The organism is Pustulibacterium marinum, from assembly GCF_900116665.1.
Classification (GTDB): domain Bacteria; phylum Bacteroidota; class Bacteroidia; order Flavobacteriales; family Flavobacteriaceae; genus Pustulibacterium; species Pustulibacterium marinum.
On sequence record NZ_FPBK01000014.1, the window covers coordinates 80,681 to 93,668 of the forward strand.

The 12,988-nt window shown below is 34.7% G+C and carries 11 protein-coding genes and 1 rRNA gene; 2 read left to right on the forward strand and 10 right to left on the reverse strand.

Annotated features, from left to right (window positions below):
- Positions 1 to 190 precede the first annotated feature (190 nt).
- Together prfB and arsC are read left to right on the forward strand one after the other, a co-directional pair.
- Positions 191 to 1,292 (forward strand): peptide chain release factor 2 gene (gene prfB, locus BM383_RS15705; RefSeq protein WP_143106444.1). Its coding sequence is split into 2 segments (ribosomal slippage): positions 191 to 253 and positions 255 to 1,292, totalling 1,101 coding nucleotides; the frame shifts between segments, so codons are not numbered across the junction.
- Between the two features lie 6 nt (positions 1,293 to 1,298).
- Complete coding sequence (arsC, locus tag BM383_RS15710) at positions 1,299 to 1,640, forward strand: arsenate reductase (glutaredoxin) (RefSeq protein WP_093026099.1); 342 nt, start codon at positions 1,299 to 1,301, stop codon at positions 1,638 to 1,640.
- 60 nt (positions 1,641 to 1,700) lie between these two features.
- Here arsC and acs read toward each other — a convergent pair whose 3' ends face one another.
- The 10 genes from acs to rrf all read right to left on the reverse strand — a co-directional run bounded on the left by acs (position 1,701) and on the right by rrf (position 12,967).
- Entirely contained in the window at positions 1,701 to 3,626 is a 1,926-nt protein-coding gene (gene acs, locus BM383_RS15715) for an acetate--CoA ligase (RefSeq protein ID WP_262501742.1), read from the reverse strand.
- A 322-nt stretch (positions 3,627 to 3,948) separates the two neighbouring features.
- On the reverse strand, positions 3,949 to 4,311 hold the full coding sequence (locus BM383_RS15725) for a response regulator transcription factor (RefSeq protein ID WP_093026102.1): 363 nt from the start codon (positions 4,309 to 4,311) through the stop codon (positions 3,949 to 3,951).
- Positions 4,308 to 6,986, reverse strand: coding sequence for a sensor histidine kinase (locus tag BM383_RS15730; protein WP_093026103.1), 2,679 nt, complete (start codon positions 6,984 to 6,986; stop codon positions 4,308 to 4,310). The genes BM383_RS15725 and BM383_RS15730 overlap by 4 nt, the downstream gene beginning before the upstream one ends.
- Entirely contained in the window at positions 6,979 to 7,173 is a 195-nt protein-coding gene (locus BM383_RS15735) for a hypothetical protein (RefSeq protein WP_093026104.1), read from the reverse strand. Before BM383_RS15735 ends, BM383_RS15730 begins: the two co-directional genes overlap by 8 nt.
- Before the next feature lie 67 nt (positions 7,174 to 7,240).
- Positions 7,241 to 9,016, reverse strand: coding sequence for a sodium:solute symporter family protein (locus tag BM383_RS15740; protein ID WP_093026105.1), 1,776 nt, complete (start codon positions 9,014 to 9,016; stop codon positions 7,241 to 7,243).
- Between the two features lie 31 nt (positions 9,017 to 9,047).
- A complete protein-coding gene (locus tag BM383_RS15745; RefSeq protein WP_093026106.1) occupies positions 9,048 to 9,305 on the reverse strand; it encodes a DUF4212 domain-containing protein in 258 nt (85 codons plus the stop codon).
- 18 nt (positions 9,306 to 9,323) lie between these two features.
- Complete coding sequence (locus BM383_RS15750) at positions 9,324 to 10,532, reverse strand: hypothetical protein (protein WP_093026107.1); 1,209 nt, start codon at positions 10,530 to 10,532, stop codon at positions 9,324 to 9,326.
- A gap of 111 nt (positions 10,533 to 10,643) precedes the next feature.
- On the reverse strand, positions 10,644 to 11,063 hold the full coding sequence (locus tag BM383_RS15755; RefSeq protein ID WP_093026108.1) for an IS1/IS1595 family N-terminal zinc-binding domain-containing protein: 420 nt from the start codon (positions 11,061 to 11,063) through the stop codon (positions 10,644 to 10,646).
- Between the two features lie 408 nt (positions 11,064 to 11,471).
- A protein-coding gene (locus BM383_RS15760; protein WP_093026109.1) for an IS3 family transposase occupies positions 11,472 to 12,649 on the reverse strand; the annotation gives its coding sequence in 2 pieces (ribosomal slippage) (positions 11,472 to 12,394 and positions 12,394 to 12,649; 1,179 coding nt in all).
- A gap of 208 nt (positions 12,650 to 12,857) precedes the next feature.
- Positions 12,858 to 12,967 (reverse strand): 5S ribosomal RNA (gene rrf / locus BM383_RS15765).
- Between the last annotated feature and the right edge of the window lie 21 nt (positions 12,968 to 12,988).

Below are 12,988 nucleotides of genomic sequence, written 5' to 3' on the forward strand. Positions count from 1 at the left end.
TAAAAAATGTTTCTAAAACTATTTACATTCGCTCTATAAATCAAACACTTACATAACAATAATAGCATATTCAAACAGATATTTATACACTCTCCTCATAAAAAGTTATAATTGTAACAATACTATCAAAAGTCCTAGCTACAAAAACCACAATTTTTGCATTACCTTTGGCTAAATTAAATACAAATTTATGGTCACAACTGAACAAGTGAAAGACTTAGTGGAGCGCCTTGGTGCGTTAAGGAGGTATCTTTGACATTGATGCCAAACTAATCGAAATTCAGAACGAAGAAGAAAAGACATTTGCACCCGATTTTTGGGACAAACCCAAAGAAGCCGAAGCGATTATGAAAGTGCTTCGCGGTAAAAAGAAATGGGTAGAAGACTATGAAAAAGCCAAAACCATGATTGGCGAGCTCGAAGTTTTCTATGAATTTTATAAAGAAGGGGAAGCCGATGCCGAAGATGTGGAAACTCAATACCAGCAAACTGTAACACATATTGAAGATATTGAGTTCCGTAACATGCTTTCAGAAGAAGGTGACGAAATGAGTGCCGTGTTACAAATTACAGCAGGTGCCGGCGGTACCGAAAGTTGTGATTGGTCATCCATGTTAATGCGTATGTATTTAATGTGGTGCGAAAAAAACGGATTTAAAGTTAAAGAGCTGAACCATCAAGAAGGTGATGTAGCCGGAATTAAAACCGTAACCTTGGAAATTGAAGGTGATTTTGCCTTTGGATATTTAAAAGGAGAAAACGGTGTTCACCGTTTGGTGCGTATTTCGCCTTTTGACAGTAACGGAAAACGCCATACATCGTTCTCTTCGGTGTACGTATATCCGTTGGTAGATGATACCATTGAAATTGATATCAATCCAGCAGATATTGAAATTACCACGGCACGTTCTAGCGGTGCGGGAGGACAAAATGTAAATAAGGTAGAAACTAAAGTACAGTTGGTGCACAAACCAACAGGTATTCAGATTTCATGTTCCGAAACACGTTCTCAGCACGATAACCGTGACAGAGCTATGCAAATGCTACGTTCGCAGTTGTACGAGATCGAATTGAAAAAACGTATGGAAGCCCGTGCAGATATTGAAGCCGGGAAAATGAAAATTGAATGGGGATCGCAAATTCGTAACTATGTAATGCATCCTTACAAATTGGTAAAAGATGTACGAACCAGCATAGAGTCTACCGATGTAGACGGCGTTATGAACGGAAACATTGATGAATTTTTAAAAGGATTCTTGATGATGATGGGACAAAAAGAAGAAGACAATTAATAGCCTATGATAACCATATATCACAACCCACGCTGTGGAAAATCTAGAGAAGGATTACAACTTGTAGAGGCTTCGGGACAAGATTTTGAAATTGTAAAATATCTGAACGATGTTCCTACAGAAAATGAATTGAAAGGTATTCTGAAAAAGCTAGGAATGCAGCCAATGGAGTTGATCAGAACCAAAGAAGCCATTTGGAAAGAGAACTTTAAAGGCAAAGAATTTACTGATGATGAATTGGTAACCATTATGGTTGAAAATCCAAAGTTAATTGAACGACCTATCGTCATTAATGGCAATAAAGCTGTTGTGGGCCGTCCACCGGAAAACATAAAAGATATTTTATAATATGAAAAGCGCTCCCATTGAGGAGCGCTTTTACTAACTAACTAAAAACCTAACATCACATTATAGAGCATTATCCATAATTTCTTGCACAACCTCAGGATTCAACAACGTACTTGTATCACCTAAGTTGCTTGTATCTTTACTTGCTATTTTTCTTAAAATTCTACGCATAATTTTTCCAGATCTGGTTTTCGGCAAACCATTCACAAACTGAATTTTATCTAATTTGGCTATTGGTCCAACCTTATCAGTAATCTGCTGATTGATCTCTTTGCGTAAGTTATCTTGATTACGCGTTTCACCAAATTCTTTCAACATTACATAACCGTACAACGCATTTCCTTTTACATCATGTGGGAAACCTACAATGGCAGATTCTGCTACTGCTGGATGTTCGTTGATAGCATCTTCTATAGGTGCAGTTCCTAAATTATGTCCGGAAACAATAATTACATCATCCACTCTACCAGTGATTCGGTAATAACCAACTTCATCTCGCATAGCGCCATCACCTGTAAAATACTTGTTTTCATAGGCTGAAAAATAGGTATCGCGATACCTGTCATGATCGCCCCAAATGGTTCTTGCCATAGAAGGCCAAGGGAATTTGATACACAAACGACCATCTACCTGATTTCCTTTGATCTCTTTTCCTTCTTCATCCATCAAAGCAGGCTGAATTCCTATAAATGGAAGCGTTGCATACGTTGGTTTTGTAGGGGTTACAAACGGAATAGGTGAAATCATAATTCCACCGGTTTCTGTTTGCCACCAAGTATCTACAATTGGACTCTGTTTTTTACCAATATTATCGTTGTACCAGTGCCAAGCTTCCTCATTAATTGGCTCTCCTACAGAACCTAACACTTTCAAAGAAGACAAATCATGACGTTCTACATATTCGATATTCTCCTTAGCCAATGCACGAATGGCCGTTGGCGCCGTATATAAATGGGTAATTTGATGTTTTTCTACAATTTCCCAGAATCTACTAAAATCAGGATAACTTGGTACACCTTCAAACATTACGGTAGTAGCTCCGTTTGCTAACGGACCGTAGACAATGTAGCTGTGTCCTGTAATCCAACCAATATCTGCTGTACACCAATACACATCTGTTTCACGGTATTGAAAAATATTTTTGAAGGTATATGCTGTGTACACCATATAACCTGCTGTGGTGTGCACCATTCCTTTTGGTCTTCCCGTAGATCCGGAAGTATATAAAATGAAGAGTGGATCTTCTGCTTTCATAGGTTCAGCAGAACATTTTACTTCAGCATCGTCTAACAAAGGCTGTAACCAAAGATCTCTTCCTTCTTTCATATGGATCTTGTTCTTTGTTCTTTCAGCCACCAATACTGTTTCTATAGATTCACAAGATTCTAAAGCTCCGTCTACAATGGCTTTTAGGTCTAAAGTTTTAGAACCTCTATAGGAACCATCGGAAGTAATCAGCATTTTACAAGAAGCATCGTTAATTCTGGTGGCTAAAGCTTTACTTGAAAAACCTGCAAAAACTACAGAATGTATAGCACCAATACGTGCACAGGCTAATAATGCAATGGCAAGCTCAGGAATCATAGGCAGGTAAATACATACACGATCTCCTTTTTCTATTCCTTGTGACTTGAGCACATTTGCCATTTGATTGACACGCTCATACAACTGCTGATACGAAATATGTTGAGCAGGTTCATCGGGATTGTTGGGCTCAAACAAAATAGCTGTTTTATCTCCGCGAGTTCTTAAATGGCGATCTATACAATTTTCAGTAATATTTAGTTCGGCGCCTTCAAACCATTTAACTTCAGGTTTTTTAAAATCCCAACTTAAAACGTTATCCCAACGTTTGCGCCAAAGAAAATGCTCTTCAGCCACTTCCTCCCAAAAATTTTCAGGATTACGTACTGATTTTCTATAGACTTGAAAATATTCTTCTAAATGCTTAATGTGATAATTACTCATACGTTTTCGTTTTTTAATGTTTTTAAGAGCTTGCTTACAGATTCATTAATTCAACCTTAAATATTTAAGATGAAGATTGTTTATATTTAAATAAACCAAACCAATTAGGGTTTAATACTTTCAGTTTAATAAAAACCCAAAGTATTATCATAAACGACAAACCTATAAGAATAGAAGTTAAAGGATCTACTGTAATTTGTGTTTCGTAGTTAACACGTAACAAAAGCGTAACAGCTACATAGACACTAATAATAATGTCTGAAGCTAATGCATTAAGTCTGATTTTCATTATAAAACTAACTTAAATTAAACAATGGTTTAGTTTGCACACAAAACCAATTTAATCGAGCAGTTCGTTAATATCAGAAACTATTTTCTTTATTGAAAAAGGCTTTGTTATATACTTGGCTGCACCTAATGCCAAACCTTTTTCTATGTCTGATGCTTTATTTTTTGCTGAAAGAAAAACAACTTTTGTATTATTCAATTTTTCTTCCAAACGTATTCGCTTTAAAGTTTCATAACCGTCAACCTGTGGCATCATTATATCTAACAACACAAGATCGGGAGTTTTGGTTTTTAATAGCTCCAAAGCTTCACCACCATCTCTAGCAATGTACACCTCAAATTTATTCTTTTTTAGTGTATATTCCAAAGACATTACAATATTTGGCTCGTCGTCTACTATTAAAATCTTTTTCATTTTGGTAGTTTAACTACAAATTTAGCACCTTTTTCTATAGGTTTAATAGCTTTTATAGTTCCGCCGTGGCTTTCCACAATGTGCTTACAAATAGCTAATCCAAAACCACTCCCCTGTGGTTTCTTAGTATTTTGATGCTTTGATTGATAAAACTTATCAAATATATAATTAAAATCTTCGTCAGGAATACCTTTTCCATTATCTATAACGCAAATGATCAAATGTTCTGATGTATGCTCTGAAAAGATATCGATTTTTCCCGTTGATTCTTCTACAAATTTAATAGCATTTGACAATAAATTGGTAAAAACTTGTACAATTCTGTCTTCATCTACACTAATAACCTGAGAATCAACTCTATTATTAATAGTAATTTTCTTTAGTAAAACCTCTCCCATTACTAAATGGACTGCTTCATCAATAACGTGTGCTATATCTGTATCTGCTTTTTCTACTTTTTCTCTTCCAGATGCTAGTTTTTCTATATCCAGAATATTATGAATTAATCTTGATAAGCGTTCAGAATCTTCAACGATATTATTTAAAAATTGGGCTCTTATAGCATCTGGCATTTCCTCATCGTCCAGCACTATTTCTGCCGAAGCTTTTATAGCTGTGATAGGAGTTTTGAGTTCGTGTGCCACGGTATCTAAAAATTCATCTTTTTGTTTATCCTGAAATATCAATTCTTCATTGGCAGATTTCAATTCTGCTGTAAGTTTTGTTAATTGATCTGATTTTTCCCGAAGAAATTTATTTCTAGAAATAGTTTCTTTACTTTCTTCCAGAATTTGAAGTACTTCCGGAAGACTCACTGGTTCTTCCTTTACTACACTACTAATCAAAATTTTAGCAGAAGCACTCCCCAAACTACCGGTAAGCAATCTTTCAGAAAAATTAATCAGTTTGGCATCGGCCATTACCGCGTCTTTTGGTATGTTGTACTTCACAAAGAAACTATCTAAAACTTCTTCTGTTTTTCTGTTTCCTAAAAATCTTTCTAGAATTTTCTTAATATCCGAAATATAAGCTACACCACGCCAAACGTAAGCGCCTTCTTGCAAATGACCATAATTTTGGCTTCGTACAAACATTTCAGCATAATTTCGCTCCCTGTAATTTCCTTTCCCTATTAAAGACATGGACAAATAGGTGATCAAATTGAAAAACATACTCCAAAAGAATGCATGAGAAATAGGGTTTAGAAAATCGAGACCAAAAAGCTCATGAGGTTTTAATAATTTTATTCCGAATGGACCAAAATCTGTAAAATTACTATTGTGCAAAATGGCTTCTAATGTAAACGGAAGTACCAAAGAGTAACATGTAATAAAAACTCCTACAATAATTCCTGCTATAGCTCCTCTTGCCGCTCCACGATTCCAATACAACCCTATAAAAAATGATGGAGCAAGTTGTGCAATCAGTACAAAAGAAATATACCCTATTGAGAATAATGAAAGTTCCCTCGAGAAATTGATATAGAAAACGTAGGCTCCCATAATCAACATGAAAATAGAAAACCTACGAATGTTTTTAATGAGTTTGTTATTTTTTTCGGTTCCTCTTTCTCTGAAATAATCTAAATATCCGTAAGGTATAATGATATTATTACTCAACATAGTTGCCAACGCTAAAGTAGCCACAACTACCATAGAAATAACTGCTGAGAATCCGCCCAAAAAAACTAACAAAGAAAGCACTTTATTGCCATTCTTAATAGGAAGAAGTAATGTGTAATATTCAGGATTCACAAAATCTTCAAAAGACAAATTGCCACCCCAGGCAATGAAAATCACAAAAATATTGAACAATAATAAATATAATGGAAACATCCATATAGCATATTTCAAATAGCGTTCTCTATCATTTTCAACAACCATCATTTGAAACTGTCTTGGTAATAAAAACACCGCTACAAACGAAATAACAATCATATAAAACCAATTGAAACCTCCATAAATATCTGGAAAAGTTGAGAGTTTCTCTATGTTGCCTACTTTAGAAAATTGATTGTAAATATCGGAAGTTCCATCAAACAGAAAATAAGTAACATACACACCAACTACTAAGAAAAAAACTAGTTTTAGAATAGATTCAAAAGCTACCGTTGCAACAATACCAATGTGTTTATCTGTAGTATCTGTAGTTTGTGTTCCAAAAAAAGCAGCAAAAATTGCAAGTAAAACAGCCACGTAAAACGTTATCCATTGAAAACTAGTTTTCTGCGGAACGGCGCCCAATGACAAAATCTCGAATGTTTCTGAAACCGCCTTCAACTGAAGTGAAATATAAGGTACGATTGCGATAAGGCATGTAATGGTTACCAAGGCTCCTATGAAACGATTGTTCCCGTACCTCAGTGCCATAAAATCTGCAATAGAAGATATTTTTTGGTGTTTTGAAATACGCATAATCTTCCGAAGAACCACAATCCATAGCGGAGCTGCAATTACAGGTCCTAAATAAGTTGATAAGAAAGATGCACCTTCATCTGCGGCAACTCCAATACTTCCATAATACGTCCATGCTGAACAAAACACACCAAGTGACAACGTGTACACAACAGGATTGTTTACCCATTTGCTAGTTGCATTTTTTTCGGCCCAAAACGCTATTAAAAAGAGCATTACCAAATAGCAAATGATAATACATATTAAAATATAATTACTCATAATGCCTTTTAATAATGATGAAAGAAATGATTATGGAAAATAACCAAACAGAAAAAATGATAAAATAAAGCGTAGGAAAACCGAAAATTACTCCGTCTTCATTAAAAATTAAAATCAATGGCATATTTAGCAATAATGCTAGTGCCAAAGATAGTACCACCAATTTCTGTTCGTGTCTTTTTTTCATGAGCTAAATATAAAAAAAACAGTGTTAGAAGACTAACACTGTTTTAACCCAACATATATAAAACCAATTAGTGAGCCTGAGCTTCACCTGCCCCACTTGGTATTCTAATATTTTCAACGATATCTTGAACTTCTGCTGGAGTTGGTTTTGTCACTCTAGAAATAACAAGTGCTACCACCACATTGGCAATCATGGCCACTGTACCAAAACCTTCCGGAGAAGTTCCAAACCACCATTCACTTGATGGTCTTGGATCCATTAATCCAACCAAACCAGTTTTGTATGTAATCATGTAAAATAACATAAGACCTATACCCACCATCATTCCTGCAATGGCTCCTTCTTTATTCATTCTTTTATCAAATACCCCAAGTACAATTGCCGGGAAGAATGAAGCAGCTCCCAAACCAAAGGCCAAGGCGACGACGGCAGCAACAAATCCTGGAGGATTTACTCCAAAGTACCCAGCAATTACAATCGCTACAAAAATTGCTGCACGAGCAGCTAATAATTCACCTTTTTCAGAAATATCTGGCTTAATTTGTTTCTTAATCAAATCATGCGAAATCGATGTAGAAATAACTAAAAGTAAACCTGCTGCGGTTGATAATGCCGCTGCCAATCCTCCTGCTGCTACAAGCCCGATAACCCAGTTAGGTAATTTTGCTATTTCTGGGTTGGCAAGCACCATGATATCTCTATCTACATATAATTCATTTACTTCAGCACTAGGATTGGCTAAAACTCTTTCCCCATATTTCCCTCTAGTCTCTTCAAAAACAGGTTTTTTTCCATCCAAGGCATTTCCTGCTACATATTGAATTTTTCCATCTTCGTTTTTATCTGTCCATGCAATTAATCCTGTATTTTCCCAATTTTTGAACCAAGCAGGCATTTCGGTGTATTCTTTATCTCTAACCGTTTCAATTAAATTAGTTCTGGCAAATACTGAAACTGCTGGGGCTGTAGTGTATAAAAATGCTATAAACAATAATGCTAATCCAGCAGACTTACGGGCATCTTTTACTTTTGGAACCGTAAAAAACCTTACAATTACGTGTGGTAAACCAGCAGTACCTGTCATTAAAGCCAATGTTATGGCAAAGACATCCCAAGTTGATTTAGAACCATTGGTATATTCTTTAAAACCAAGTTCTGTATGCAGATTATCTAATTTTTCTAGTAAATATGTCCCATCTTGAACTTTAGCTCCCATTCCCAATTGAGGAATTGGGTTTCCAGTCATTTGTAATGAAATAAATATAGCTGGAACTAAAAATGCAAACATCAAAACACAATACTGCGCCACTTGCGTATATGTAATTCCCTTCATACCTCCCAGAAAAGCGAAGACCAACACAACGGCCATACCTATGATAACTCCAAGATTTATATCAACCTGAAGAAATTGTGAAAAAACTATTCCAACACCACGCATTTGCCCGGCTACATAGGTAAACGAAACCAACAAGGCACATATAACCGCTACGGTACGAGCCGTATTAGAATAATATCGGTCACCTATAAAATCTGGAACTGTAAATTTTCCAAACTTTCGAAGATATGGAGCTAAGAGTAATGCCAAAAGAACATAACCACCTGTCCAACCCATCAAGTAAACAGAACCATCATACCCCATAAATGAGATAAGACCAGCCATTGAAATAAAAGATGCAGCACTCATCCAATCTGCTGCTGTTGCCATTCCGTTTGCCATTGGAGAAACTCCTCCCCCGGCTACATAAAAGTCTTTTGTAGAACCTGCTCTAGCCCAAATTGCGATTCCAAAATACAGTGCAAAAGTTACACCTACTAATATCCAAGTCCATAATTGTACACTCATAATTTCATTTTTTTAGGTTAGTTACTTTTGCTTATTCGTTATATCCGTATTTTTCGTCTAATTTGTTCATGAGTCTTACATAAACAAATATTAAGATTACAAACACATAAATGGATCCTTGTTGAGCAAACCAAAACCCTAATTTAAATCCACCCAGTGTAAATTCATTTAACTCATCCTTAAAGAGTATTCCAGCGCCATAGGAGGCAACAAACCAAATCACTAGCAGTATTGCGAGATATCGTAAATTCTCTTTCCAATACTTTATTGCATTTTCGTCTTTTTTCATTTTAGAAAATTGTTAGAATTATAAATAAATCATTGCTTGAAGTGTTACTGTTCCAAGCTTTGTATCACCAAATTTTTGATGTTGATATTCTAGAGTAAGTTTTGAATTGTTTCCACTCAAATAGGTATTTGTCCCCAAACTAAATACTGTTCTATTATCATCTACAGCGTCATAAGTATTTACTGCATAAGCTAAATAAGGCTGAAATCTAATTTTTTCCAAAGTTCCAGGTAATACATACCCAAAATGACCATACATCATATTACCAGTACCATAAGCGCTATACAAATAATTGGTTCCATAAAAGTTTGATTGAAAAACACCATAAGCGGTTAAAGCGCTTCCATTATCAGATAACGGAGTATCATAAAAAATATCAGCCGCTAATATTTTAACATCTTCTCCTTTTATTTCTGCCCCATCCAAAATTGCAGCTCCTTGGGGATGTAGAAAAAAACCAGCTCCTACATTGAAGACTTTTTTACCTCCTAGATAACTTCCAACCTTAAATGGTAAAAAGTTAGACTCCTGATCAAGAAAATGAAAATCCATATACCCTGCGTAGACTTTACCAGCCTCCTTACTACCTAATAAACGAGTTCCTGCATATACAGCCTCACCGTTCATAGCATCTCGTGTATCAAGACTATTAACAATAGCATCGTTTATAGCTATGCGATATTGTAATTTACCGAATTTTCCTTTCGCAAATACACCTACATGCCTCGCAAATTGATCTGCTAATCCCAATGTAGACCAAGATTGACGATTGTTATCAAGAGTAAGCATATTTAGCGTACTTTGATTATTTAATCTTGATATACCATTAAAGTAGTGTAAACCACCACCAATAACGTGATCTGGTAAAATTTTGTATTGTGCCCAAACATCATGAAAAAAAAGCTGAGATCCCTCTTCCTTTCCTGTTGGACTCATCGTAGTGCTAGATAAACTATTGAGACCAAAATGAGATAATATCAAGAATTTTTCATTGATTTGTGAAAACATAAGAACCCTCGCTCGTCTAACTTTAAAACTTGGGTTGCTTGCAGCTTCTGCGTCAGAATAGACAGCGTGAAACTGAGCCCATGAAATAATTCGAAGATATTTTTTCCCATCTTCATCAAAATCTACTTTTAAACCTCCCTTGTAATAAGGAGAGGCTTGAGCTAAAAGTCCTGATGAATACATAAAGACTCCTAACCATAAGAAAAGATGCTTCCTCATAGTGTAAAGATTTTATCGTACTACTTTAAACTGATTTTGTGTGCAGTACGAACTTCACATAAATTGAGGATTTATTAAAAAATTATATATATAAATGCTTACTATATATATTTAATCCTTAAAACGCTCCCATTTTATTAACATAAACTTATCACCCAGCTCAGTGATAATAACCCCAGCACCTTTCAAAACTGCAGGATTTTTAAAATAGTTTGACAATTCAGACCCATTGATAATCTTATATGTAGGATGGTATTCAGAATTATATGGTCTTTTGATATTGTACTTTTTAACCCAGTTCATAATTGTTACATGTGAAATACCTAGAATACGTTCTATTTCCCTATAGGTTAAACCCTCTAAATATAACTGTAATGCTTTGTTTACATAGTAATCATCTATTTGTTTGCCTAACTTATTTACCGTGAAATAATAATTACATTTTTTACATTTATATCTTTGACGATCATTTACGATTCCTGCTTTAACGTACTGATTGGAACCACAATTTGGGCAAGCATCAATTTTCATATATAATAATTTTGCATAAATATAGTAAATTAGCTTTATACGTACAAAATCAATATAAAAATTAAATTTTTACCACGTTAAATTATGATTAAGCAAAAATATGCAAATATAAAATAAAGATATATCAACGAAAACGTTTTATATTTATCAATAAAAAAACTAACTTATTTCTCTCTTCGTTGTTTAAATTAAAAAAAATCATAAAACATATAGATATCGCGAAAACCAAAACGTTCACTCTAGATATAGTATAAATTTTGATTGGTACGTGAAAATATATTAGTAAGGAGCATATTTAATTTAAAATAGATTAATAGATTATCTAAAGAATATCAAAAACGCGACCAAAGACAAAACTATATTAGAAGATAATTGGACTTGCAACAAAAAAGTAGACAATTACTTAAGTCATGCCGCTATTCTATTATTGTTGTCTAATTTTATTTCAAATTCCAAAGGAGTAAGGTATCCTAATTTAGAATGTCTTCTTCTGGTGTTATAATACGTTTCTATATATTCAAATAACGATAGCCTGGCTTGATCTCTAGTTTGGTATTTGTAATGATATACCCATTCTGTTTTTAAAGATTTGAAGAAGCTTTCTGCTACGGCATTATCCCAACAGTTTCCTCTTCTACTCATGCTTTGCGTTACTTTTCCTGTTGCTGATAAAATACTTCTAAACTCGTTAGAAGCATATTGAATACCTTGATCTGAATGAAAAATTAATTCTTGATGGATAGGTCTATTAGCTATGGCCATTTTCCATGCACTGACAATGGTATTTTTAGTTTCCATAGTTTTACTGGTTGCCCATCCTATTACTTTTCTATCTGCCAGATCCATGATAATCGTTAAATAAAGCCAACCTTGACGAGTTCTTATATACGTTATATCCAACACCCATTTTTGTGCTTTTTTATCTGCTCGGAAATCTCTATTTAATACATTTTCAGCTACCGGATGATGATGCTTAGAATTGGTAGTAGTTACAAATTTTCTTTGTACAATGCTTTTAAGACCAGCTTTGCGCATTAAACGAGCTACACGTGGCCTAGATATACTAATTTGGTTTGCAAGCAATTCTTTTGTAATACGAGGACTACCATAGATTCCTTTATGCAAACGATAGATCTTACGTATTTTATCTATCAGCATATCGTTTTCAAGGCTACGTTTAGAAGGAGTTATTTTAAGCCAAGCATAATACCCGATTCTACTTACTTTTAATACTTTACACATCTTCTCAATGGGAAAACTGCTGCTATGAGCCTTTATAAATTGAAATTTTTTCCATCGCTCTTGGAAAAGATGCCTACCGCCTTTTTTAAAATATCGCACTCCATTTTAACCTCTGAAAGTTCTTTTTTTAAACGAGCTAGTTCACTTTCTTCTTCAGTCATTTTAGCTTTACCATTACCAGGAAAACTATGTTCTTGAAGCGATGTAAACTCACTACGCCAACGATAAATCAGCTCTGGTCGCACATTTAACTCATGTGCAAGCTCTTTGATGTTATCACGTGTATAGCTAAGCTCTACCGTATTAATTTTAAACTCCCGAGTAAAGTGTCTTCTTTCTTTCATAATTTCTAAGATATAAATTAATGCGAATATCTTAACTCACTGTCTAAACAAATGTAGCAGGTTCAAATTCAATATAACCATCATTCAAAACCTCTATAAATCTCATATACGTTTAAGAATACCCAAGAAAAAATCTTTATACGCTTCTTCATAAAGTATCTAAACAAAAAAAACTCCTCAATCTAAAAATAGAATGAGGAGCTTTAAAAAAAGGCGGCGACATACTCTCCCACCGGATGGCAGTACCATCTGCGCTAATGGGCTTAACTACTCTGTTCGGAATGGTAAGAGGTGAGCCCCATTGCTATAACCACCTTAAATCTTTGGTTATTTACATAA

Coding starts and splice junctions, on each gene's coding strand:
- arsC (WP_093026099.1), top strand. CDS start 1,299: ATGATAACCATATATCACAACCCACGCTGTGGAAAATCTAGAGAAGGA.
- BM383_RS15725 (WP_093026102.1), bottom strand. CDS start 4,311: ATGAAAAAGATTTTAATAGTAGACGACGAGCCAAATATTGTAATGTCT.
- BM383_RS15730 (WP_093026103.1), bottom strand. CDS start 6,986: ATGAGTAATTATATTTTAATATGTATTATCATTTGCTATTTGGTAATG.
- BM383_RS15735 (WP_093026104.1), bottom strand. CDS start 7,173: ATGAAAAAAAGACACGAACAGAAATTGGTGGTACTATCTTTGGCACTA.
- BM383_RS15740 (WP_093026105.1), bottom strand. CDS start 9,016: ATGAGTGTACAATTATGGACTTGGATATTAGTAGGTGTAACTTTTGCA.
- BM383_RS15745 (WP_093026106.1), bottom strand. CDS start 9,305: ATGAAAAAAGACGAAAATGCAATAAAGTATTGGAAAGAGAATTTACGA.
- BM383_RS15750 (WP_093026107.1), bottom strand. CDS start 10,532: ATGAGGAAGCATCTTTTCTTATGGTTAGGAGTCTTTATGTATTCATCA.
- BM383_RS15755 (WP_093026108.1), bottom strand. CDS start 11,063: ATGAAAATTGATGCTTGCCCAAATTGTGGTTCCAATCAGTACGTTAAA.